The organism is Cellulosimicrobium sp. BMG9.22 (genome assembly GCF_059159975.1).
Genome location: NZ_JBZGBY010000014.1, coordinates 68,162 through 91,974 on the forward strand (window position 1 = coordinate 68,162; position 23,813 = coordinate 91,974).

Consider the following 23,813-nt stretch of genomic DNA (forward strand, 5'->3'; position numbering starts at 1 on the left):
CTCTCAGCCGCAGGCCGGGACGACGACGGTCTGCTCGACCGTCTGCGTGCCCGCCGGCCCCGTCGCGGTCACCGTCACGACGACCTCGCCCGTGACCGACCGCGCGGCGAACGACTGGTAGGCGCTCGCCCCCGGCGCGACGGCGTCGAACGTCCGCGACCCGAGCGCGCTCGCGAGCACGACGTCGACCGGCTCGTCGGCCGTGCTGACCGCTCGGACCGCGACGTACGGCGTGCCGGTGAGGCAACGTGGGCTCACCTCGACCGTGACGAGCTGCGGCTCGAGCGGGACGAGCTGCTCGGCCGCCAGCCGCAGACGGCGCGTCTGCTCGTCGACCTGCGCCTGGGTCGCCTCGGCACGGTCGAGGAGCGTGCGAGCCGCCGTCAGCTCCGCGGTGAACACGCCGAGGTCGATCCGGCCGAAGCGGTCGGCCTCGTTCTCCAGGTGCTCGACGTCGGCCACCGTCGCCGCGAGCGCGGTCGTGTCCGTCGGCGGGACCTCCACGTCGGTGAAGAACGTCAGGCTGTCGAGGTTCGCGACGTACGGGTGGTCGGCGTACGCCTCGGTCGACAGGCGGACGAACACCTCGTGCGTGCCGCGCACGGTGCTCGGAAGGTCGACGGTCGCGACCCCGTCCGTCGTCCAGCTCGAGCCGGTGCTCGGCAACGGCACGGTGACGAACGGCTCGCCCGGGTTCGCCGGGTCGAACGCGTCGAGGTACACCGACAGCGTCGAGTTGTTCCCCGAGCGGTTCGTGTTGTGCACGTAGTGGACCGACAGCTCGCCGAGCGGGAGCTCACCGAGGTCGACGGCCCCGTAGGCGAGCCAGTCGCCGTCCGCGGTGCCGCCGACGTTCGTCACCGGCCCGCTCGTCCACGTCGAGGACTCCTTCTTGAGCCCGCGGCCGGAGTTCGCGGTCCAGTCCTCGGCCTCGATCGTCACGGAGGGCGACTCACCCGGCTGGCCTGGGGCCGCCGGGTCCTCGGCGCTGAAGCGGAACCAGTCGACGTTGCCGACCCAGCTCCGCCCCGACGGCGCGAGGAGCTCGAACGTGACGGCCCTCGCGTCGACGAGGGTCTGCACGTCGCCGAGCTCCGCCGTCACCTCGGTGTACCTCCCCCAGCCGCTCGTGCCCGCCAGGTCCACGGTCGCGACCACGGGACCGGTCGCGTCGCCGGCGTGCACGCGCACGGTGCTCGGCGTCTCCGTGGGGCCGAAGCTCGTGTCGTACCGCACGGTGAGGAAGCGCGGCGGGGTGTCTCCGGCGGCGGTCTCGAAGGTCATGTCGCGGTACTGGACCCACGACCCCGAGCGCACGCCGCCGAGGTTGCCGGACGAGCCGTTCGCCTCGTTCTTCAGCTCGCCGCCCGACCACGCCTCGGACTTCTCGGCCTCGAGCGTGCGGTAGCCGCCGCCCGTGAGGTCGAGCGCGTCGATCGCGGCGCCGAGCCGGTCGGCGGCGAACCGCAGCGCGACGCTCGTCGCGGCCTCGTCCGCGAGCGTCTCCTGCGCCTGGGTCAACGCGGTGGAGAAGCGGTCGAACGTCACCGACGAGTAGTTGCCGTGCCGCACGCGCACGGCGTCGTCGACGAGCGCGGCGAGCGCGTCGCGCTCGGCCGACGCGGCCGAGAGGCGCAGCGGGGAGAGCACCGAGATGCCCTCGCCGCGGAGCGAGGACGCAGCGGCGCCGTCAGCGAGCGCGCCGTCGCGCAGGTGGACGTAGAAGCGCGCGTCCGCGGACGCCGTCCCCGTCAGGGAGACGGCCAGCGCGGTCGGCGACGCGACCGTCACGGCCGCCGCGACGCCGTCGGGCAGCCCGACGACGCTCGCGTCCCCGCTCGCGACGAGGTCCGTGCCGGCGGAGCCGGCGAACCGCGCACCGTCGAGCGTGAGCGTCACGGTCGCGTCGAGCGCGCCGCCGTCGCCGGTCTGCACGGTGGTGGGGTCGGCGCTGACGCGCGGGCCCTCGGCCGGTTCGTCGGTGGCGGTGCTCATCGAGAAGGCAGGCGCGGTGTCCGTGCCCCAGTCGCTCGGCTGCTCGCCCATGCGGAACGCGAGGTCCGCTCCCCCGACGACCGTCTCGTAGTCGACCCACGTGTTGGCGAACGTCGTGCCGTCGAGCGTCGCGGACTGGACGTAGAACGCGTCCTCGGAGACGCCGTCAGCGGTCACCGCGAAGGTCGCGCCGTCGTCGTAGGTGATGGTCGTGGAGTCGAAGAACGGCGACCCGATCTGGAACTGCGACGACCCGGCGGTCACGGGGAACAGGCCGACGGCCGCGGCGACGAACATCGTCGACATCGTGCCGGCGTCGTTGTCCATCGTGGGGAGCATGCCGCGCGGGTCGAGCTGGTAGACCTTCGTCTTCACGGGCGGCGTGAACTCGCCGCCGCCGCTGGGCACCGCGCCGGACGACCCGGTCGCGATGTACCGGTTCCAGGTCTCCTTGGTGTAGATCGCGCGCGTCCACTTCTGCGTCAGGCTCGGCTCGCCCGTGTAGTTGAAGAGGTACGGCGCCTGCAGGTCGATCTCGTTGGCGTTCGAGTGGAGCATCGCCGTGCCGTCGTCCGGCGAGTGCTCGCCGAACATGTGGCGCATCGCGAGCCGCGCCGCCTCGGCGCCGCCCATCGCCTCGACGAGTGCGTCCATGTCGTACGCGTCGTACCAGTGGTACTGCCAGAGCGTGCCCTGGTAGAGGCTCGCGGCCTCGAACCTCTCGTGGTCGGCGGTCTGCCACGAGCCGTCGGCGGCGCGCGGGGTGAGGAGGCCGACCGGCGTGCCGTCGGCCGCGGTCCACGCGCCCGGCTTGGTGAGCGTGGAGATCGGCCACGACGCCTGCTCGCGCATCGTCTGCGCCTCGTCGGTCAGGCCGAGCTCGTCCGCGATCACGGAGAGTCCGTACTGGTCGTAGCCGCGCTGCACGGACGCGCCGGGGTTGCCCGCCACGTAGCCGCGCTCGAGCTCGTCGGCGCTGTACTCCCCGACGAGGCGCTCGAGCGCCGGGTACGCCTCGTCGAGGCGGTCGAAGCCGTCGAAGCCCTTCGCGATCGCGTCCGCGACGACGACCGCGGACCGCTCCCAGCGGACCGTCGGGACCGAGTGCACGAACCCGCCGAGGCCGCTGCCCGTGCCGGTCGCCTGGGCGTCGGCGAACAGGTAGATCAGCGACTGAACCATGTCGCGGTACAGCGCCGGGTCGATGTAGGCGATGACGGAGAACTTGCGGAAGTCGTCCCACGTGGCCCACGAGTCGTAGTACGTGAAGCCCTGCGCGGCGTGCACCGCACCGTCGACGCCGCGGTAGGTGCCCGACGTGCTCGTCGCGTTCATCGGCATGGCGGACATGCGGTAAAGGTGCGTGTAGAAGAGCTTCTGCAGATCGCCCGTCGGGTCGGTGGCCGTCGAGGCGTCGACGGCGACGCGCCCGAGCGTCGCGTTCCACTCCGCGCGCGTGCGGTCGCGGACCTCGTCGAACGACAGCTCGCCGAGCTCGACCTGCTGGTCGGTCCGCGCCTGCTCGACGCTCACCGGCGACAGCGTGACCTGCAGCCCGACGTCCCCTGCGTGGGCCTGGTCGAACGTGAGGATCGCGCCGGTGTCGACGCCGTCCTGGGACGTCGCGTCGACGAGCCGGTCGTCGTCGCCCCACGTCTGCACCGTCGCGGGCTGGAGGGTGCGCGCGGAGTAGTACAGCGTGTAGGCGGCGTTGTAGAAGTAGCCGGTGACCTGCCCGGTCAGCTCCACGGTGCCGTCCGCGCGCGTCTCGACCTGCACCGAGGAGGACCGGCGACTCGTGTTGTTGGTCTCGAGGTCGACCACGAGGCTCGGCGTCTGGCCCTCGGGGAACGCGTAGCGGTGCACGCCAGAGCGCGTGGTCGCCGCCACCTCGGCCTCGATCGTGCCGGGTGCCGTCGTGATCCCGCCGTCCGTGCCGGCGACGTTGCCGAGGCCCACCGCGTAGTAGCCGGGGCTCCCGACCTCGTCGTCGTGCGAGAAGGTGTGCGCGTACGTGCCCGTGCCGGGACGCGCCGTGTAGGTGCCCGACGTCGGGACGACGAGGATGTCGCCTCCACCGCCGGAGCCGCCGACACCGTCGAGGTTGGTGTGCGTGAAGCCCGAGATCTGCGACTGCGCGTAGTCGTAGCCGGTGTTGTTGCGCCCCGGGGTCGTGCGCGGGTTCACCTTGGCCAGCCCGTTGGGCGCCTGCGCGGCGGGCATGTCGTTGCCGTGGTCACCCTCGGTGCCGACGAAGACGTCGACCAGCGAGGCGAGGTCCAGCGCGTCCGGCGCCGCGGGTGCGGCGACCGCCGACGCGGCCGGCACGAGTCCCACGACGGCCAGCGCCGCCGCGACGGTGCCGGCGACGAGGCGACGGCTCCGACGGCGGACGGGTGCACTGGCCTGCCGCGCGGAGGAGTGCGCGTCGGGAGCCGGGACGGGGCGGCGCGCGCCCGCGGCAGGGAACCGATGGTTCATGGCGTCCTCAGGATCGATGGGTGGCACGGACGGTGGGCACGGACCGGGCGTCCGGACAGCGTGCCCGAGGCACCGTGTCAGACGAGGGTGACGAGCAGGTGATCGCCAGGTGGACGGCCGTGGCTCGCGGGTCGACCGAACGTCCGAGCCACCTGACAGACTCTCCCTGTGACCACCACGACCGGCCGTACCCCGGCTCTCCTCGCGCACGTGCCCGCCCCGACGGGCAAGGCCCCGGACCCGGACGCGCTCTACGAGGGGTTCACGACGTGGGCGACCGAGCAGGGCCTCGAGCTCTACCCGCACCAGAGCGAGGCGCTCATCGAGCTGGTCAGCGGCTCGCACGTCATCCTGTCGACGCCTACGGGCTCGGGAAAGTCGCTCGTCGCGATGGGCGCGCAGTTCGCGGCGCTCGCCGCCCACCGCTCCGGTCGGGGCGGCCGGACGTACTACACGGCGCCGCTCAAGGCCCTCGTGAGCGAGAAGTTCTTCGCGCTCGTCACGGCGTTCGGGTCGAAGAACGTCGGCATGACGACCGGCGACTCCGCGGTGAACCCCGACGCCCCGATCATCTGCTGCACCGCCGAGATCCTCGCGAACATCGCGCTGCGCCGCGGCGACGGCGGTGCAGCAGGCCCGGACGACGACGCCGCGATCTCCCAGGTCGTCATGGATGAGTTCCACTTCTACGCCGACCCGCAGCGCGGCTGGGCGTGGCAGGTGCCCCTCCTCGAGCTGCCGAACACGCAGTTCCTGCTCATGTCGGCGACCCTCGGCGACACGACCCGCTTCGTCGAGGAGCTCGAGGAGCGCTCGGGCCGCCCCGTGGCCGAGGTGACCACGGCCCAGCGGCCGGTCCCTCTCCACTTCAGCTACGTCGTCGAGCCCCTGACCGAGGTCATCGAGGAGCTCGTCACGACGCACCGCGCCCCGGTGTACGTCGTGCACTTCACGCAGAAGGACGCCGTCGAGCGCGCGCAGTCGCTGCTGTCGATGAACGTCGCGTCGCGCGCGGAGAAGGACGCGATCGCCGCCGAGCTCGGCGACTTCCGGTTCGGCACGGGGTTCGGCAAGACGCTCAGCAAGTTCCTGCGGCACGGCGTCGGCGTGCACCACGCGGGCATGCTGCCCAAGTACCGGCGCGTCGTCGAGCGCCTCACGCAGGCAGGCCTGCTCAAGGTCGTGTGCGGCACGGACACGCTCGGTGTCGGGATCAACGTCCCGATCCGCACGGTGCTGCTCACGAGCCTCGTGAAGTTCGACGGCGAGCGCATGCGCCACCTCAGCGCGCGCGAGTTCCACCAGATCGCGGGCCGAGCGGGGCGCGCCGGCTACGACACCGTCGGCGAGGTGCTCGTCATGGCGCCCGAGCACGTCATCGAGAACCGCAAGATGCTCGCCAAGGCGGGCGACGACCCGAAGAAGCTCAAGAAGATCGTCCGCAAGAAGGCGCCGCAGGGTTCGGTGAACTGGACCGACGCGACGTTCGAGCGCCTGCGCGACGCCGACCCCGAGCCGCTGACCAGCCACTTCACCGTCAACCACGCGATGGTGCTCAACGTGCTCGCGCGCACGCAGCAGCACGGGCACGGTGCGCACGTGGGTGCCGACGACCCCCGCCGCGACCCGGTCGCCGCCATGCGCCACCTGCTCCTCGCCAACCACGACACAGAGTCCCAGCGTCGCGACCACGTGCGCCAGGTGTTCCGCATCTACCGCTCGTTGCGGGTCGCGGGGATCGTCGAGCGTGTGCGGGTCGACGACGCGTCCCGCCCCGAGGGCTACCGCCCGAGCGTGCGGCTCACCGTGGACGTGCCGCGCGACTTCGCGCTCAACCAGCCGCTGTCGCCGTTCGCGCTCGCGGCCCTCGACCTGCTCGACGTCGAGGGCGCGACGCACGCGCTCGACGTCGTCTCCGTGATCGAGGCGACGCTGGACGACCCCCGCCAGGTGCTCTACGGGCAGCAGAACGCCGCGAAGGGCGAGGCCGTCGCCGCGATGAAGGCCGAGGGCTACGAGTACGAGGAGCGCATGGCGCTCCTCGAGGAGGTCACGTGGCCGAAGCCGCTCGCCGATCTCCTCGAACCCGCGTTCGCGACGTACAAGCGGTCCAACCCCTGGGTCGCCGACGCCGAGCTGTCCCCCAAGTCGGTCGTGCGGGACATGGTCGAGCGCGCCATGACGTTCACCGAGTTCGTGTCGGTCTACGGCCTCGAGCGGACCGAGGGCGTGGTGCTGCGCTACCTCGCCGACGCCTACCGCGCGCTGCGCCAGGTCGTGCCCGACGAGCACCGCACCGAGGAGGTGCAGGAGATCGTCGAGTGGCTGGGCGAGCTCGTGCGGGGCGTCGACTCCTCGCTGCTCGACGAGTGGGAGCGCCTCGCCCACCCCGTCGACGACGACGCGGACACCGAGGTGGGCGACGGCCCGCTGTCGGGCGCCGGGGCCGAGGCGCCGACCCGGCCCGTCACGGGCAACCCGCGCTCGTTCCGCCGGCTGGTCCGCAACGCGCTGTTCCGCCGGGTCGAGCTCGCGTCGCGCGAGGACTACCGGGCGCTCGGGGCGCTCGACGGCGCCGCCGGGTGGGACGCCGACGCGTGGGGCGACGCCCTCGACCCGCTCTTCGAGGACCAGGGCGACGACGCCGTCGGCATCGGGCCGGGCGCACGCTCCGCCGCGCTGTTCCGGGTCGTCGAGGCGGGCGCCGACCTCCCGGCGGGCCACGAGGGTCCGACGACGGCGCACGCCCCGGGCGGCGTCGTGCCGGCGGGCACGTGGCTGGTCCGGCAGGTGCTCGACGACCCCGCGGGCGACCACGACTGGGCGATCACCGCCAGCGTCGACCTCGCCGCGAGCGACGAGGCGGGCGAGCCCGTGGTGACGGTGCTCGCCGTCGGGCCGCTGTAGGGCGCGACCGAGGCTCTGGCCGCGGGGACGGCTCCGCGCCGTGCTCAGCCGACCGGCAGCAGACCCCGCTCGGCGAAGACCCGCTTCGCGACGAGCGTCGCGTTCATCGCGCGCGGGATCCCGCAGTAGACCGCCGACTGCAGGAGCGCCTCGACGACCTCCTCGGGGGTGAGCCCGACGTCGAGCGCGGTGCCGACGTGCAGCGCGAGCTGCGGCTCGCAGCCACCGAGCGCGGCGAGCATGCCGAGCGTGACGAGCTGACGGTCCCGCGGCTCCAGGCCGGGGCGCGCGTAGATCTCGCCGTACGCCCAGGCAGAGATCTGGTGCTCGAGCTCCGGCGAGACGTCCACGAGAGCGTCGACGACCGCGGTCCCCGCCGGACCGTTGACCGCGTCGAACACCTCCCGACCCTGCTCGTAACGCTCCTTGCGGGTCGTGGCCTCGTCCATGGGTGCTCTCCTTCGTCCGGGTCCGTGGGTGGGACGAGGAGAGAACCTCGGAGGGGCCGTCGAGCGACCCTCAGCGCACGGCGTCGCGCGCTCTCTCGCGGCCGTGAGCACGCCGTCGCGCCCCCTGCGTCACATCGAGCAGGCTAGGGGGTGGGGTACCGCCCCCGTCAAGGGTCTCGCCCGGTAGGCGGACGGTCAGGCGGCGTCACGACGCCGGTCGTGCCGCGCGGGCAGGTGGCCGAACCCTGCGGAGAGGTACGTGGCGACGCCCCCGACGTTCGACGCGGGCGTGGCGACGAGCGCGCTCGACGCGCCCAGCTCGCGCAGCGCTGCCAGCCCGGCGAGCGTGACGGCCCGGCCGAGCCCGCGGCCGCGGTGGTCGGCGTGCACGCCCATCGGCTCGATCAACCCGGGTCGCCCCGGGCCGGCCGACCACACGCCGACGACTGCGGCCGCGTCGCCCACCGCCGCTGTGCTCGTCGCGGCGCCGCCGTCCCCGGGGTCACCCGCGCCGTCGTGGACGACGAGGCACCGCGCGTCGGCGAACGGGAGCCCGGCCGCCAGGGCGTGCCAGCGCTCCGGCGCGGGCGTCGACCCACCGAACGCCGAGCGGAGCACCTCGGCCCACGCCCGCGCCTCCGCGGGTCCGACCACCCGCACCCGTACGCCCGGGTCCTCGACCGGCTCCGTCAGGTCGCGGCGCAGCAGGGCCCACGACTCGTCCTGGTGCCACCCCGCAGCGGCCAGCTGCTCGTCGACCAGGGTGCCCACGGGCGCCTCGACGGACGCCGCTCCCTCCCCCAGCACGTCGCGGTCGGGTCGACCGGCGTCCTCGGCGAGCCGGTGGGCCAGCTCCTCGTCGCGCTGTGCGTCGGGCGAGATCCCCAGCCGGAGCAGGTCAGGCCCGTCGAGCAGCCCGACGGCGACGATCCGCCCGTCGCGGCGCCACGTCCGCAGCGCGGCGGCGGTCGCCGCCGCGCCGAAGCGCCAGAACCAGCCCACGTCGCCCGGGTGCAGCTGCAGGGGCACCGCGTCGTCCTGCCACACGCGCAGGGCGTCCACGACCTCGCCCAGCCCGTCCACCGTCGGGGTGCCCATCTCGATCGCCATGGCTCGATCAGACACCACCGCGCCGTCGGGGCGCTCCTCATTTCGTCGCACCTCCGTCTCGGCAGTGCCTGGGGCAGAATCGGCCCGTGGCCAAGAAGTCGAAGTCGTCCGCGCACGCCGGGACCCCGGCCGTCGTCCTCCTCGAGCGCGAAGGCGTCGCGCACACGCTGCACCCGTACGAGCACGACCCGTCGAGCGAGCTGAGCTACGGCCTGGAGGCCGCGGCGGCGATCGGCGTCCCGGCCGAGCAGGTGTTCAAGACGCTGCTCGCGGTCGTCGACGGCGGTCCGCTCGTCGTCGGGATCGTGCCCGTCGACCGCCAGCTCGACCTCAAGGCGCTCGCGAAGGCCGCGGGCGGAAAGAAGGCGATGATGGCCGAGCCGGCCGCGGCCGAGCGCGCGACCGGTTACGTCGTCGGCGGGATCTCGCCGCTCGGGCAGAAGCAGCGGCACCGCACGGTGCTCGACGAGAGCGCGCTCGCGTTCGACGCCGTCTACGTCTCGGGCGGCCGCCGCGGCCTCGACGTCGGCCTCGCGCCGTCGGACCTTCTGCGCCTCACTACAGCCTCGACAGCGGCGATCGCGCGATAGTCGTCGCAGGTCGGAGCGTACACAAGCGCTGTCAGACACGGCCGCTACCCTCCCGTCATCGAACGAGCCGGGGATCGGCCGTTCACGAGCGGCAGGGGTGCAGCGTGGAGCCTCAAGTCACGTCGTCGAGCGGCTCTCGAGATCGAGCAGTTGGATATCAGCGGGTCAGCCGTAGGCAGCAAGGTGATCGCTTCGGCCTCGCCCGCCAAGAGGACGAGAATCGCAGCTTCGCGGAGAACTGCTCGTGGCGCTATCAGCGCACGTTCGTCGACCTCGGTATCTCGCGGCTCGTCGCCCCGTTCCGTCGGCCCGGATTTGCAGCGCTGGTCTCCGGAGCGAAACAGCACGACTTCGACGTCGTGGTGATCGAGAACATCGACAGGCTGGGCGCCGGACGCGATGTCTGGGACGCGGTCTCGGCACTGGCGGCCCTCGGCGTGCCTGTCGCCGTATCAGCGCTCAGGCTTGCGGACCTGTATCGGTTGGGACGCCCTGTCGTCGAACAGCTCGCAGCGCGCGCATCGGCTGAGGTGCACGACATCCGTCACCGGACCCAGGGCGGGCTCCAAGCGAAAGCGGAGACGCCGGGCGCGCCTCATATCGGAGGTCGCCCACCCTTCGGCTACCGCATCGGCGGTGACCTGCGAAACGCTTCCTTCCTCGAGATCGACCCGGAGGAAGCAGGGACGATCACCGCCGCCGTCGACATCCTCCTGCGCGAGCGCTCATCCTTCACGAGGGCCTCCGCTCGCCTCAACTCTGAGGGCCGACTGACTCGTTCGGGTCGCCCCTGGACCGCGGCCAACCTACGGAGTCGCATCCTCTCGGCCACGACCCTCGAGGCCGTTGTCCGCTTTCGCGGAGATCATGCCCTTCGAGGGCTGGACGGAAGCCCACTCTGGGGAGAGAGCGTCGCCATCTCGCTCCCGAGGATCATCAGCGAGAGTGACGCGGAGGCTCTCGTGGCGCGCTTTCGCCGATCGGTTTCGCCACGCCCACCATCGGTCTACCCGCTCTCCGGAAGGATGATCTCGCCCTGCGGCGAGGTGTACACAGGCGCCGACACGAGCTCGCTCTCCTGGGGCTACCGCGGGTATCGCTGTCGGGTCGCTATCAAGCCGACGGCGCGACATGCACATGTTCGACGCTCGACGCCGACCTCGTCGACGCCCACGTCTGGCAGACGGTGTGCGGGTGCCTAGGGGTTCGTGGTACTGGTGGCGACGTTCATGCCGCCGTGGTTCGGGACGTGTTACGCAAGCTGAGGGCCGAGGACGCGACGCTTTTCGAGCTGGGGAACCCTGAGCTACGTCAGGTCGCGCTGAGCCAGCTGGACGTCACCGTGAAGGTGGTCAAGGATCGCGACACCCGTCGTGGCGGCTCACCTTGCGCCGCTGGGGCCTGGCACAGAGCACGCGGGATCGGCGCATTGCCACATGACCTTTCCGACGGCGAGTGGGCGTCCATCGCGCCGTTCCTTCCCCCGGGCCGACGGGACCGTGTTCGGCGAAGCGTTGACGCGATCTTCGCCAAAGTCCGGTCCGGCGCCTCCTGGCCGATGCTCCGCGACGCCTACGGTTCGACGAGCACGGCGTCCCACTACTTTGCCGAGTGGAAGCTTGACGGCACGTGGGCGCGCGTCTGCGACACGCTGGCTGGCGCATTGAGCGCCGAGATCGCAACCGCGCAACACCTACCCGTGCTCATCGTTGAGGTAGGCGCCGTCCGTGACAGGGGACAGACCGGTCCCATCGCGAGTCTCACGAGCGCGACTCTCTAGACTGGCGGCATGCCCCTCCCCGAGCCGCCGTCCGTGCTGCCCGCGCAGGTCGCGCAGAACCTCGCCCGGGTGCGCACCCGGGTCGACGACGCCGCACGCGCGGCGGGCCGTGCGCCGTCGGACGTGCGGCTGCTCGTGGCGACGAAGACCCAGCCCGCGGAGGCAGTGCGCGCCGTCGTCGAGGCGGGCGCCGACCTCATCGGCGAGAACCGCGTGCAGGAGCTCGTCGCGAAGGCACCCGACCTCGCGGACCTCGTCGCCGCCGGGCGCGTCGAGGTCCACATGATCGGCCACCTGCAGCGCAACAAGGTCAACCAGGTCCTCGCGACGGCCACGGGCGTCGAGAGTCTCGACTCGCTCGCGCTCGCGGAGGCCCTGTCAGCTCGCTGCGCGCGTGACGACCGCACGCTCGACGTCATGGTCCAGGTCAACGTCTCGGGAGAGGAGTCGAAGTCGGGCGTCCGTCCCGACGACGCCCCCGCGCTCGCGACGGCGGTCGCCGCGCTCCCGGGCGTGCGGCTCACCGGGTTCATGACCATCGGCGCGAACTCGCCCGACGAGGCGGTCGTCCGCGCGGGCTTCGCGCGACTGCGGGACGTGCGCGACGCCGTCGTGCGCTCGGGCGCGCCGGGCACCGCGGACGCGCGCGAGCTCTCGATGGGCATGAGCGGCGACCTCGAGCTCGCGGTCACCGAGGGCGCGACGATCGTCCGCGTCGGCACCGCCGTCTTCGGCCCCCGCCCCACGCCCAGGTAGGGCACAGGGACGAGGAGCGCGCGCGGTCGTGGGGGTCTGGCGGGGGCCCCCTACTTCACGGGCAGCGACCCGAGGCGTGCGAGCGCTTCGCGGACACCCGCGACCCCGTCTCCGTGCAGCGCGTCGCGCGCCGCCTCGACGTCCACGCCGGCCAGGAGCATGACGAGCGCGACGTGCACCTCGCCGTCGGCCGCGTGCAGCACGTCCTCGCACGCCTCCGCCTCGAGGCCCGTGGCCTGGACCAGCATCCGTACGATGCGGGCGCGCAGCTTCTGGTTGGTCGGGCGCACGTCGATCATGAGGTTCGAGTAGGTCTTGCCGAGCCGGATCATGACCGCCGTCGAGAACGTGTTGAGCACGAGCTTCTGGGCCGTCGCGGCCTTCATGCGCGTCGACCCGGTGACGACCTCGGGTCCGGTGTCGACGAGGACCGCCACGTCAACATCCACGGCGAGCGGGGCGTTCGGGTTCGCCGACACCAGGACCGTGCGCGCGCCACGCTCGCGCGCGAGGTCGAGCGCGCCGCGCACGTAGGGCGTGCGGCCGCTCGCGGCGAGCCCCACGACGACGTCGTGCGGCCCGACGGCGTCGACGTCGCCGCGGCCGAGCTCGACGTCGTCCTCCGCGCCCTCGACCGCGAGCATCATGGCGCCCACTCCCCCGGCGAGGTGCGCGACGAACCACTCCTCGCCGACGCCGTACGTCGGCAGGAGCTCGACGGCGTCGAGTACCCCGAGCCGACCTGACGTGCCGGACCCGACGTAGTGCACCCGTCCACCGGCGCGCAACGCCTCGACCGCGAGGTCGACTGCCGCGGCGATCCGGTCGCGCTGCGCCCGCACGGCGTCCGCGACGCCCGCGTCCTCGTCCGTGATGAGACGCACGACGTCGGCGGTGGGCAGCAGGTCGACGTCGCTCGTGCGCGGGTTGCGCTCCTCGGTCGGCGACGCGAGGCGCAGCAGGTCGTGCCACTCCTCCGCTGTCGTCGTGGCGGTCGGGTCGGTCATCGGGTGCTTCCCTTCGTCGGGTCCGCGAGCGGACCCCTCTCGCGCGGGCTCGGGACGAGACCGTGCGCGGTGTTCGCGAGCAGCAGGCGACGCACGGGCCCGCTCGCGGCGGGCCACGGCAGCGGCGTGGGCGGGGTGAGCGAGCCGAGCACGACGGCGCGGCGCGCCCCGGTCGCCCGACGGCGGTGCTCGCCTTGCGCCGTCCCCGGCAGCCCGTGCGCGGACAGGAACCCGAGGAGCGCGAAGAGGTACGCCTCCTTCGCGTCGACGGGCAGCCCGAGGGCGTCGGAGGTCACGACGTCGACGGGGTGCGGCACGCGACCGGCGAGCGCCGCCCGGAGACGGTCGAGCAGGACGGGGTTGCGGGCCCCGCCGCCCGAGACGACGACGCGGCGCACGTCGTGCCCGGCGAGCGCGTCGGCGACCGTTCCGGCCGTGAGCTCCGTGAGCGTCGCGACGAGGTCGGGGCCCGTGAGGTCGGGCCGGACGGGAGCGAGCCGGCGCGCGACGTAGGTCGCGTCGAAGAGCTCGCGGCCTGTCGACTTGGGGGGCGGCGCGGTGAAGTACGGGTCGTCGAGCAGCGCGGCGAGCGCGACCGCGTCGACCGTGCCCCGCGCCGCGAGCTCGCCGTCGCGGTCGTAGGCGAGCCGGCCGTCGGTGATCGCGGCGACCGCGACGTCGAGCAGGCAGTTGCCGGGACCGGTGTCCCAGCCCGTGACGGGGTCGTCGACCCGGCCGACGAGCGAGACGTTCGCGATGCCGCCGATGTTGAGCGCGGCCGTCAGGCCGGCACCTGCCGGGCCGACGACCGCGTCGCCGTCGCGCCCCAGCCAGAGCGCGTCGAGCACGCTCACGAGCGGCGCGCCGTGGCCGCCCGCCGCGACGTCGGCGACGCGGAAGTCGCTGATCACGGGCCGCTTCACGTGCTCGGCGACCCACGCGGCGTTGCCGAGCTGCAGCGTGCCACGCGCTCGCGCGCCGACGACCCAGTGGTAGATCGTCTGCCCGTGCGAGGCGACGAGGTCGACGTCGCCGCCCGCGACGTCGTCGATCGCCCGCCGGCCCGCGCGCCCGAGCTCCTGGCCGATGAGGGTGTCGAGCTGCGCGACCTCCGCTACGTCGACCGCGGCGGGCGGCAGGGCCTTGAGGATGCGCTCACGCAGCGCGGCCGGCCACGCGTACTCGGTGTGCCCGAGGGGCCGCATGCGCAGCACGCCGTCGGGGCCGAGCGTCAGGTCGGCGGCGGCGGCGTCGATCGCGTCGACCGAGGTGCCGGAGGAGAGCCCGAGGACGATCATCGGATCTCCTCCCCTGGCGAGTCGGCGGCGAGCTCCGAGATCACGGGCGCCCCGCGCAGGAGCGCGACGGCGGCGACGGCGTTCGCCCGCCCCGTCCCGCACGCGACGACCACGACCGGGCCGGGGCCGTCGTCGACCGGGCCTGGTGCCTGTGCGGGCGCCCTGCCCGAGGCCGCCTCGGCGCGGAGACCGGGGCCGAACCACTGGTCGACGGCACCGGGGAACCCGGTGTGCACGACGACGGCGTCCGGCCGATCCGCGACCAGCGTCACGAGCCGATCCCGCTCGCCCGAGCCCGCGACGGGCTCGCGCGTGAGCACGACGAGCGGACGGTCGCTCGCCCGCACGGTCGCGAGCGCCTCGGCCCACGCCGCGTCGTCGGCGGGGCGGAGGTGGCGCACACCGGGCCCGAACGCCTCGTCGAGGGCGCGCTGGACGTGCTGGGCCGTGCGGCCGGCCGCGTGGTCGAACCGCAGGCGCAGGTCGACGACGTCGGGCGTGCTCGTGAGCGGCAGCGCCCCGGGCGTGCCCTCGGGCCGCGCACCGTCGGCCAGGCGGACGGCGCGCGCGGCGACCGCTGTGCCGATCGTGCCCAGCTCCTCCAGCGCAGCGAGCGCCGACCCGGGCGAGCACTCGACGCCCGACGCCGCCTGACGCTCCCGGATCGCGGTGCGGGCTCGGGCGGTGCGCGTGGCGGACTCCTGCAGCCGCTCGACCGTCACCCGCCCGGACGCGACCGCCGCCGCGAGCGCGTCGTGCGCCTGGCGGAACAGCGCCTCGTCGTCACGGCCGACCGTCGTGCCGAGGCACAGCAGGTCGGCGCCCGCCTCGATCGCGCGCACGGCGACCTCCCCGACGCCGCGCGTGGAGCCGTAGGCGTCGTCGCTGCCGCCGAACGCCGTGACCGCGCCCATGTCCAGCGCGTCGGTGACGATCGGGCCGTCGAAGCCGAGCTCGCGCACGAGCGCGCCGACCGCGGGCTCGAGCGTGCCGGGCAGCGGGCCGAGGGCGGGGACGACCAGGTGCGCCGTCATGACGGCGTCGAGCCGCGCGTCCGGCGCGCTGCCGGGGTCGGGGTCGGCCGCCATGGTCGCGTCGAAGGGCGGCAGGTCTCGCGCGCGCAGCTCGTCGAGGCTCGCGTCGACGACGGGCAGCGCGAGGTGGGAGTCGACGTTCGTCGCGCCGTGCCCGGGGAAGTGCTTGCCGCACGCCCCCGCGCCGCCCGCGTGCAGGCCGCGCACGAACGCCGCGCCGTGGCGCGCGACGAGCGTCGGGTCGGCGCCGAACGAGCGCACCCCGATCACGGGGTTGTCCGGGTCGGAGTTCACGTCGAGGTCCGGTGCGAGGTCGAGGTCGACGCCCGTCGCGGTGAGCAGACGGCCCAGGGCGCGCCCGACCGCCTCGGTGACCGCGACGTCGTCGACCACCCCGAGCGCGGCGTTGCCGGGGATGCTCGAGCCGGTCGCGGCCTCGAGGCGCGACACGTCGCCGCCCTCCTCGTCGATCGCGACGAGCAGGTCCGGTGCGATCTCGCGCAGGCGCGCGGACAGCCGGGCCGTCGTCGCGACGTCGGGCGTGTTGTGCCCGAAGTAGAGGACCCCGGCCAGGCCGTGCCGGGCGGCGTCGACGAGCCATGCGGGCGGGGCGTCCGTGCCGGTGAAGCCCGGGAGCAGGACACCGTTGACGGCGCGCAGCACGTCCTCGGACGCGGTCGCGGCGCTCATCCCTTCACCGACCCTGCGGTGAGCCCGGACGAGAGGTTGCGCTGCACGAGCACGAAGAAGATCAGCACGGGCAGCGTGATGATCGTGGACGCGGCCATGACGGCACCCCAGTCGGTGGTGTTCTCGCCGAAGAACTTCTGCAGACCGATCGGCACCGTGTACTTGCTCGACTGCTGCAGGAACGTCAGCGCGAAGATGAACTCGTTCCACGCGGTGATGAACGAGAACACGCTGGTGGCGACGACGCCCGGGGCGACGAGCGGCACGAGGATGCGCCAGAACATGCGGCCCCACGACGCGCCGTCGAGGAACGCGGCCTCCTCGAGCTCGACGGGCACAGCGGCGACGAACCCGCGCAGCGTCCAGATCGCGAAGGGCAGGGCGAACGCGAGGTAGACGATCGTCAGGCCGAGGAGCGAGTTGAGCATGTTGAGGTTGCGCATCTGGATGAACAGCGGGATGACCAGCGCCTCGAGCGGCACCATCTGCACCATGAGGATGAGCACGAGCATCGAGCGGCGGAACCGGAAGCGGAACCGGCTCACCGCGACGGCCGCGAGGAGCGCGACGAGCGACGACGCGACGACCGTGCCGGCCGCCACCAGGACGGAGTTGCGCAGGTAGTGACCGAACCCGCCGTCGTCGATGACGGTGACGAAGTTGTCCCACGTGACGCCGACGGGCAGCAGGCGCGCGCCGCGTGTCGCGGCCTCGGGGTCGATCGCCGACGAGAACATCCAGTAGGCGGGGAACAGCGAGAAGACGAGCAGCGCGACGATCCCGACCGTCTTCGCGGTCGCGGCGCCGGGGTCGCGCCGGTGGGTGCGCAGCGTCTGCGGCGGGCGGGCCGGGCCGCCCGGGACGGCGTCGGTGCGGGCGTCGACGGCGGTGGCGCTCACAGCTCCTCCTCCTTGAACAGGGTGCGCATGTACACGAGCGTGATGCCGAGCAGGATGAGCGTGAGCAGGACGGCGATCGCCGAGCCCATGCCGTACTTGCCCTGCGCGAACGACTCGATGTACGACCACACGCCGAGGTTGAACACGTCCTTGTTCCCGCCGTTGCCGCCGGGCATGAGGTAGATCTGCGTGAAGACCTTGAAGTCCCAGATCGTCGACAGGATGGTCACGACGGCGAACACCGGCCGCAGGATCGGTGCGGTGATGGACCAGAAGCGCCGCCAGGCCGAGGCGCCGTCGACCTTCGCGGCCTCGTGCAGCTCGTTCGGGATGGTCATGAGACCCGCGAGCACGGTGATCGCGACGAACGGGAACCCGTGGTGCACGACGTTGAGCGTCGCGATCGCGTAGAACGACAGCCGCTCGGTGAACCAGTTCACCGTGCCGGGCTCGATCGTGCCGAGCCCCTCGAGGATCGACGCGACCAGGCCGTTGAGGGGGTCGAAGATCCAGACCCAGACGTACGTACCCGTGATCGCCGGGACGGCCCAGGCGACCATGATCGCCGTCGCGCCGACCCCCCGCCAGAACCCGCCGAGCGTGTTGAGGAAGAGCGCGACCGCGGTGCCGAGCACGACCGTGAGCACGACGCACGCGAGCGCGAAGAGGACCGTGTTCGGCAGGACGACGGTCCACAGGTAGCTGTCGCCGAGGATGTCGGCGTAGTTCTGCAGCCCGATCCAGTTGGACTCGCCGCTCGCGATCTGGCGCAGCCCGTAGTCCTGCAGCGAGAGCAGGACCACCCGCACGAGCGGCCACAGGAGCAGCACGCCGAGCACGACGAGCGCGGGCGCGAGCAGCAGCCACGGTCGCAGCGGGGAACGGTGGCCCAGGGTGCCGGTCCGGCGGCGTGGGGCGCGCGGCGTCGTCGTGGTGCCCGACGGCGCGGGGCCGCCCGGGCCGTCGGGGTCCACCGACGCGCCGGGCGCGGCTCGAAGGTCTGCCATGGTCATCCTGTCGCGGGGGTGCGGTGCTGTCGGGGTGCGCGCGGCGGCCCGGCCGCGAGGTGCTCACCCCGCGGCCGGGCCTGGTCGTCAGGAGCCGAACGTCTCGTCCATGTCGGCGGCCGCGGTGTCGGCGGCCTCCTGGACGGTCGCGCTGCCCGAGAGGATCGACTGGAGCATCGTCTCCAGCGTCTTCTTGCCCTGGATCTGGCCGTACAGCGGCGTCACCGGGACGGAGCGCCCGGCCTCGACCATCTGCTGCGCGAACGGCGCGACCATCGGGTCGTCCTCCTCGATGACCTTCTCGAGGAGCGACGTCTGGCCCGGGAAGTACCCGGACTGCTGGCCCCACTCCTCCGCGAACTCGCCCGTCGTCATCATCTCGACGAACTCCCAGGCGAGGTCCTGCTTCTCGCTCGCCTCGAAGACGCCGAGGTGCGATCCGCCGAGGAACGAGTCGGACAGGCCCTCGGTCTGGCCGGGGATCGGGAAGGCGCCGAGCTTGCCCTCCATGTCCGGGACGTCCGCGAGGATCTTGCCGGGCGTCCAGGAGCCGGAGATCATCATGCCGACCTGGCCCTGCTCGAACGCGGCGAGGAGGTCGGTCTCCTTCCAGGTCGTCGCGGCGGCCGTCGAGAAGCCGTGCTCGGTGGCGAGGCCGGTGTAGAACTCGAGACCCTCCACGGACTCTGGCGAGCTGACCTCGGAGACCCACGTGTCGCCGTCCTGCACCGCGAGGTCGCCACCGGCGCCCCAGATGAACGGCATGGCGCCGTACTGGCTGTCACCGGCGACCGGGAACGGGATGATCTCGGGGTTCGCGGCCTTGAGCGCGTCGGCCGCGGCGACGAGCTCGTCCCACGACGTCGGCGGCTCGATGCCCGCGGCCTCGAACAGGTCCGCCCGGTAGATCACCGAACGCACGCCCGCGTACCACGGCATGCCGTACACGCCGTCGTCGAGCGTGGCCGACTCCACGAGGCCCGGGACGAGGTCGTCCTCGAGCCCGGCCTCGGCGATGCGGTCGGACAGGTCCGCGAGCGCGCCGACGTCGGCGAACTCGCCCGTCCACGTGGTGCCGACCTCGGCGACGTCCGGCGTGGTGTTGCCCGCGATGGACGTCGTGAACTTGTCGTGGGCGCTCGCCCACGGCTGGAACTCGATCTGGAGGTCGGCGCCCGTCTCCTCCTTGAAGGCGGTCGTCACCTCGTCGAAGAACGCGTCGGCGTCGGGGTTGGTGCCCTCCATGATCCAGACGGTGAGGGTCTCGCCCGAGAAGTCGCCGGAGCCGGCGTCCGCGGAGGTCTCCGCGTCGCCGCCACCGTTCGACCCGCCGCACGCGGACAGGCCGAGCGCGAGGAAGAGGGTGCCCGTGACGGCCACCGTGCTGCGTCGCTGCATGCCGTGACACTTCCTTTCTGGTCGGCCGCTGGGGAGACGGCCGTGTCGTATGCCCTGATGCCGCGCGGCCGGAGAGGTCGCGCTGAAAGTTACTTCCACCAGTAGGCGTATGCGTGAAGATTACTGCCATCGCTGCGCGAACGGAAGCCACCCGCACGGATGTTGCACGTTCTTAACAATCAGCGGGCGAGAACCCGGCCGACCGACCCGACCGCCGCCGACCACGGACCGCCGAGAGAGAACCCGGATCCGCCGAGATAGAACCCCGGTCCGCCGAGATAGAACCCTGGTAGGCCGAGGTAGAACCCTGGTCCGGGGCCGGATCGACGCGGCGCGAGGGTCACGGCACGCGCGAGGTCCACTCGGGGGTCGAGAACTTCGTCCGGGCCAGCTCCTCGGCGGCTGCTCGCTCCTCCGGGGTGACCTTGCCGTCGACGGTCCGGTACCGGGAGCGGAAGTGGTCCTCGAACGCCTCGATGACCGCCTCGCGGGACATCCCTGTCTGCGAGCGCAGCGGGTCGACGCGCTTGTTCGCGCTCTTCGTCCCCTTGTCCGAGAGCTTTTCGCGCCCGATGCGCAGCACCTCGGTCATCTTGTCCGCGTCGATGTCGTACGCCATCGTCACGTGGTGGAGCACCGCTCCCCCGCGCAGCCGCTTCTGCGCGGCCCCGGCGATCTTGCCCGCGGGCGACGCGATGTCGTTGAGCGGCTTGTAGGTCGCCTCGATGCCGACGTCGGCGAGCGCCCCGAGCACCCAGTCGTCGAGGAACGCGTACGAGCGCTCGAAGCTCAGTCCCTCCACGAGCGACGCCGGGACGTAGAGCGAGTACGTGATCGTGTTGCCGGGCTCGACGAACATCGCCCCGCCGCCCGAGATGCGGCGCACCACGGTCACCCCGCGACGCTCGGCGCCCTCGGCGTCCACCTCGTTGCGCAGCGACTGGAACGACCCGATGATCACGGCGGGCGACGCCCACTCCCAGATCCGCAGCGTGGGTCCGCGCCGGCCGGCGTCGAGCTCCTCGGTGAGCACCTGGTCGAGCGCGAGGTGCATAGCCGGGCTCTCGGGCCCCTCGTGGATCAGCTCGAACGTGTGGTCGTGCCACCCGGTCGCATGGCCCAGCGCACGGCGCACGGCGATGGCGACCGCCTCGGGCGAGAAGCCGATCATCGAGACGTCGTCCCCGAGCACCCCCTGGACCGCGTTCGCCAGCTGCAGCACGGTCGCGGTCTCGGGCATCCCCGTGAGCGCGCCGTCGATGTCCTCGAGCGCGTCGTCGGGCTCGAGGAAGAAGTCGCCGCTCACCGCGACCCGGGCGAGCCGCCCGGCCTCCACCTCGACGTCGACCGCTACGAGCTTGCCACCAGGGACCTTGTACTCTCCGCGCACCCGCCCAGCCTAAGCCCGCCGGACCCACGGACCGCCGTCGAACTCGACCCTGCCTCCCCGACCAGACCTCTACCTCGACGGACCAGGGCTCTACCTCGGCGGACCATGGCTCTACCTCGGCAGACCAAAGCTCTCCCTCGGCGGGCCGGGGCACTCACGTCGGCAGGTGAGGCGACGGACGAGCGGGTGGGGCGGAGCGGGCGGGGTCGCGGGTCGTGGTGGGTCTGGCGGGAGCCGCGAGGAACGAGCGGCGGATGGTAGACCCGCGACCCCGCCCGCTCCGGCCCACCCGCGGACCCACGCCCACACGCCCGCGCGCGAGACCGAGACCGAGACCTCAGCGAGGATCTACGCCCGCGTGGATCAGCCCGTAGATCGCGGAGTCCGTCAACGCCTCCCACGCCGCCTCGATGAGGTTCGGCCCGACCCCGACGGTCGACCACGACGTCGAGCCGTCGGTGGTCTCGATGAGGACTCGCGTGATGGCGTCGGTGCCCTGCTCGGTGTCGAGGATGCGGACCTTGAAGTCGATGAGCTCGAACGCCTCGATCTCGGGGTAGACGCGCGTGAGCGCGAGCCGCAGGGCGTGGTCGAGCGCGTTGACCGGCCCGTTGCCCTCGCCGGTCGTCACGATGCGCTCGCCGCCCGCGTGGAGCTTGACGGTCGCCTCGGCGGTCGCCTCGGTCCCGCGCGACCCGGCCCGCTCGACGATGGTGCGCCAGCTCTCGACGCGGAAGTACGGCGGCCGCTCGCCCGTCATCTCCTCGCGGAGCAGCAGCTCGAACGACGCGTCGGCGGCCTCGTAGGTGTAGCCGTTGGCCTCGTCGTCCTTGACCCGGTTCGTCACGCGCGTGAGGAGCTCGCCCTGGCCCGACAGGTCGAAGCCGAGCTCGCGACCCTTGAGCTCGATCGACGCGCGGCCGGCCATGTCGGAGACGAGCATGCGGATGTCGTTGCCGACCGCCGTCGGGTCGATGTGCTGGTACAGGTCCGGGTCGACCTTGATCGCGCTCGCGTGCAGGCCCGCCTTGTGCGCGAACGCGCTCGCCCCGACGTACGGCTGGCGCGCGTAGGGCGAGATGTTGGTGATCTCGCTGACGGCGTGCGCGATGCGCGTGGCGTCGTCGAGCCCTTCCCCCGCGAGGGTGCGCAGCCCGTACTTGAGCTCGAGGTTGGCGACGACGGTGAGCAGCTCCACGTTGCCGGTGCGCTCGCCGTAGCCGTTGACGGTGCCCTGCACGTGCGCGGCGCCCGCCTCGACGGCGGCGAGCGTGTTGCCGACGGCGCAGCCCGAGTCGTTGTGGGCGTGCATCCCGAGCAGCGCGTCGCCGGGCAGCGCGTCGCGCCCGTGACCCAGCCCGACGGCGTCGCGCAGCTCCGTGACGATCTCGCCGACCCAGGTGGGCAGCATGCCGCCGTTGGTGTCGCACAGCGCGACGACCTCGGCCCCTGCCTCGAACGCCGCCTGCACGGCGGACCGCGTGAACGCGGGGTCGTACCGGTAGCCGTCGAAGAAATGCTCGGCGTCGACGACGACGCGGCGGCCCTCGCCGACGAGGAACGACACCGTGTCGGTGATCATTGCGAGGCCCTCGTCCGGCGTCGTGCGCAGGGCCCGCTCGACGTGGCGGACGTCCGACTTGGCGACGAGCGTCACGACGGGGGCCTCGGAGTCGACGAGCGCGCGCACCTGCGGGTCGTCCCACGCACGGAGCCCGGCCTTGCGCGTCGCCCCGAAGGCGGCGAGCACGGCGTGCTTGAGCTCCAGCTCCTTGGCCGCGCGCCGGAAGAACTCGGTGTCCTTGGGCACCGCGCCCGGCCAGCCGCCCTCGATGAACCCGACGCCCAGCTCGTCGAGCAGCGGCGCGATGGCCAGCTTGTCGGCGACGGAGAGGTTCATCCCCTCCTGCTGCGCGCCGTCGCGCAGGGTCGTGTCGTAGACGTGGAAGACCCGCGGGCGGTGAGGGCTGGTCACGGGGGTCGTCGCCGAGGTCATGGTGCCTCTTCCTGCCGTTCGCTTGCGCGGGCGGCGAGATGCCGCCCGTCCTGGACCTTCTCCCAGGATGCCGGGCTGCTGCCCTCGTGAGGCGGGTGGCCCGGCGTCCGTGTCGCCGAGCGGGGGTGGTGCCCAGCAACAAAAAAACCCCCCGAGGGTGCGGGAGGTGAGCGCGTCCGGTGGGTGGTACCGGGCGCGCTACTCGATAATGAGCTGGGAGACGAGGTGTGTCACAGGGCACATGGTGCCACAGGTTCCGACAGGATGGACAGGAGCGTCCATCCACTGAGCCGCTCGCCCCCGGACGGGTGCGAGCGGCGACCGACCGAGGAGTGACGATGAGCGACCCGACGCCCGGCGGGTACGACCCGCAGAACCCGCCGACCCGCCGCTACGGCCAGCCCCCCGCCCAACCCGGCCCTGCGCCGCACGGCCAGCCGCCCGCGCTCCAGCCGAACGGTTCCCAGGCGGCCTTCCCTGAGCCGCACGCCCCGGTCAACCCCGCGGACCCCCGCCTCACGGTCGAGCCCGGGCGCTTCTGGGCCGGTGCGGCGGCCACGGCCGTCGTCGCCGCGCTCATCGGGCTGCTCGGGGTGATCATCTTCGAGCGGATCTTCTCGATCACGCTCGTCCCCCCGCCCGACCTCTTCGGCACCGAGTCGCGGCAGGTCGCCTGGGCGATCGACGGCGCCATCCTCGCGATCCTGGCGGCGGGGATCCTGCACCTGCTCGTTCTGAGCACCCCACGTCCCCGCGCGTTCTTCGGCTGGATCATGGCGCTCGTCGTCGTCGTGATCGCGGTCCTGCCGTTCGCGTGGTCGGACGACACGACCGCCGCCGCGCTGTCGGGCCTCATCAACCTGCTCATCGGCATCGCCGTGTGGTCGCTCCTCGCCGGCGTGGCCGGGCGCACGATCGTCGCGCGCCCCGCGGTCTGAGCCGTCGGCGGGCGAAGGCTCCGACGCCCCGCGCCCGACGGGGCCACGGGACCTGTGGACAACTACGGCCGCCGATGTCGGCCGGTCG

General features: G+C 72.8%; 17 protein-coding genes. 6 read left to right on the forward strand and 11 right to left on the reverse strand.

The genetic code is table 11. The annotated features are described in order from the left end of the window. Nucleotides 1–3: 3 nt before the first annotated feature. The gene (locus AC4H2H_RS11345; protein ID WP_494370915.1) at nucleotides 4–4,476 is read right to left on the reverse strand and encodes a glycoside hydrolase domain-containing protein; all 4,473 of its coding nucleotides are present in this window, start codon (nucleotides 4,474–4,476) and stop codon (nucleotides 4–6) included. A 168-nt stretch (nucleotides 4,477–4,644) separates the two neighbouring features. Between AC4H2H_RS11345 and AC4H2H_RS11350 the strand changes: the two genes are divergently transcribed. Continuing rightward, nucleotides 4,645–7,383 carry a DEAD/DEAH box helicase gene (locus tag AC4H2H_RS11350; protein ID WP_494370916.1) on the forward strand — a complete coding sequence of 913 codons (2,739 nt, stop codon included), beginning with the start codon at nucleotides 4,645–4,647 and terminating at the stop codon, nucleotides 7,381–7,383. Nucleotides 7,384–7,427: 44 nt separating this feature from the next. Here AC4H2H_RS11350 and AC4H2H_RS11355 read toward each other — a convergent pair whose 3' ends face one another. Together AC4H2H_RS11355 and AC4H2H_RS11360 are read right to left on the reverse strand one after the other, a co-directional pair. Further along, nucleotides 7,428–7,832: a carboxymuconolactone decarboxylase family protein gene (locus AC4H2H_RS11355; RefSeq protein ID WP_494370917.1), complete on the reverse strand. Its 405-nt coding sequence runs from the start codon at nucleotides 7,830–7,832 to the stop codon at nucleotides 7,428–7,430. Nucleotides 7,833–8,027: 195 nt separating this feature from the next. Further along, nucleotides 8,028–8,942 (reverse strand): GNAT family N-acetyltransferase, encoded by a 915-nt coding sequence (locus AC4H2H_RS11360; protein WP_494370918.1) that lies wholly within the window; start codon nucleotides 8,940–8,942, stop codon nucleotides 8,028–8,030. 86 nt (nucleotides 8,943–9,028) lie between these two features. Between AC4H2H_RS11360 and ybaK the strand changes: the two genes are divergently transcribed. The 4 genes from ybaK (at nucleotide 9,029) to AC4H2H_RS11380 (ending at nucleotide 12,068) form a co-directional block, all read left to right on the forward strand. Continuing rightward, nucleotides 9,029–9,532, forward strand: coding sequence for a Cys-tRNA(Pro) deacylase (gene ybaK / locus AC4H2H_RS11365; RefSeq protein ID WP_494370919.1), 504 nt, complete (start codon nucleotides 9,029–9,031; stop codon nucleotides 9,530–9,532). Between the two features lie 104 nt (nucleotides 9,533–9,636). After that, on the forward strand, nucleotides 9,637–10,734 hold the full coding sequence (locus AC4H2H_RS11370; RefSeq protein ID WP_494370920.1) for a recombinase family protein: 1,098 nt from the start codon (nucleotides 9,637–9,639) through the stop codon (nucleotides 10,732–10,734). A 47-nt stretch (nucleotides 10,735–10,781) separates the two neighbouring features. Then, nucleotides 10,782–11,312: a transposase gene (locus tag AC4H2H_RS11375; protein ID WP_494370921.1), complete on the forward strand. Its 531-nt coding sequence runs from the start codon at nucleotides 10,782–10,784 to the stop codon at nucleotides 11,310–11,312. A 9-nt stretch (nucleotides 11,313–11,321) separates the two neighbouring features. Further along, nucleotides 11,322–12,068 (forward strand): YggS family pyridoxal phosphate-dependent enzyme, encoded by a 747-nt coding sequence (locus AC4H2H_RS11380; RefSeq protein ID WP_494370922.1) that lies wholly within the window; start codon nucleotides 11,322–11,324, stop codon nucleotides 12,066–12,068. A gap of 50 nt (nucleotides 12,069–12,118) precedes the next feature. Here the strand turns inward: AC4H2H_RS11380 and murQ are convergent, their stop codons facing one another. The 8 genes from murQ to cimA form a co-directional block, all read right to left on the reverse strand. Beyond that, a complete protein-coding gene (gene murQ / locus AC4H2H_RS11385) occupies nucleotides 12,119–13,075 on the reverse strand; it encodes an N-acetylmuramic acid 6-phosphate etherase (protein ID WP_494370923.1) in 957 nt (318 codons plus the stop codon). Further along, nucleotides 13,072–14,373 (reverse strand): anhydro-N-acetylmuramic acid kinase, encoded by a 1,302-nt coding sequence (locus AC4H2H_RS11390; RefSeq protein WP_494370924.1) that lies wholly within the window; start codon nucleotides 14,371–14,373, stop codon nucleotides 13,072–13,074. Before AC4H2H_RS11390 ends, murQ begins: the two co-directional genes overlap by 4 nt. Next, a complete protein-coding gene (locus tag AC4H2H_RS11395; RefSeq protein ID WP_494370925.1) occupies nucleotides 14,370–16,097 on the reverse strand; it encodes a glycoside hydrolase family 3 N-terminal domain-containing protein in 1,728 nt (575 codons plus the stop codon). Before AC4H2H_RS11395 ends, AC4H2H_RS11390 begins: the two co-directional genes overlap by 4 nt. Further along, on the reverse strand, nucleotides 16,094–16,927 hold the full coding sequence (locus AC4H2H_RS11400; protein ID WP_494370940.1) for a carbohydrate ABC transporter permease: 834 nt from the start codon (nucleotides 16,925–16,927) through the stop codon (nucleotides 16,094–16,096). The genes AC4H2H_RS11395 and AC4H2H_RS11400 overlap by 4 nt, the downstream gene beginning before the upstream one ends. Nucleotides 16,928–16,992: 65 nt before the next feature. Beyond that, on the reverse strand, nucleotides 16,993–18,003 hold the full coding sequence (locus tag AC4H2H_RS11405; RefSeq protein ID WP_494370926.1) for a carbohydrate ABC transporter permease: 1,011 nt from the start codon (nucleotides 18,001–18,003) through the stop codon (nucleotides 16,993–16,995). Between the two features lie 87 nt (nucleotides 18,004–18,090). Further along, nucleotides 18,091–19,401, reverse strand: a complete 1,311-nt coding sequence (locus AC4H2H_RS11410) for a sugar ABC transporter substrate-binding protein (protein WP_494370927.1) — start codon at nucleotides 19,399–19,401, stop codon at nucleotides 18,091–18,093. Between the two features lie 340 nt (nucleotides 19,402–19,741). Next, a complete protein-coding gene (lplAB, locus tag AC4H2H_RS11415; RefSeq protein WP_494370928.1) occupies nucleotides 19,742–20,791 on the reverse strand; it encodes a lipoate-protein ligase LplAB in 1,050 nt (349 codons plus the stop codon). Nucleotides 20,792–21,128: 337 nt separating this feature from the next. Continuing rightward, nucleotides 21,129–22,787, reverse strand: coding sequence for a citramalate synthase (gene cimA / locus AC4H2H_RS11420; protein ID WP_494370929.1), 1,659 nt, complete (start codon nucleotides 22,785–22,787; stop codon nucleotides 21,129–21,131). 338 nt (nucleotides 22,788–23,125) lie between these two features. Here cimA and AC4H2H_RS11425 point away from each other — a divergent pair, with 338 nt between their 5' ends. After that, on the forward strand, nucleotides 23,126–23,725 hold the full coding sequence (locus AC4H2H_RS11425; protein WP_494370930.1) for a hypothetical protein: 600 nt from the start codon (nucleotides 23,126–23,128) through the stop codon (nucleotides 23,723–23,725). The last annotated feature ends 88 nt before the right edge of the window (nucleotides 23,726–23,813 follow it).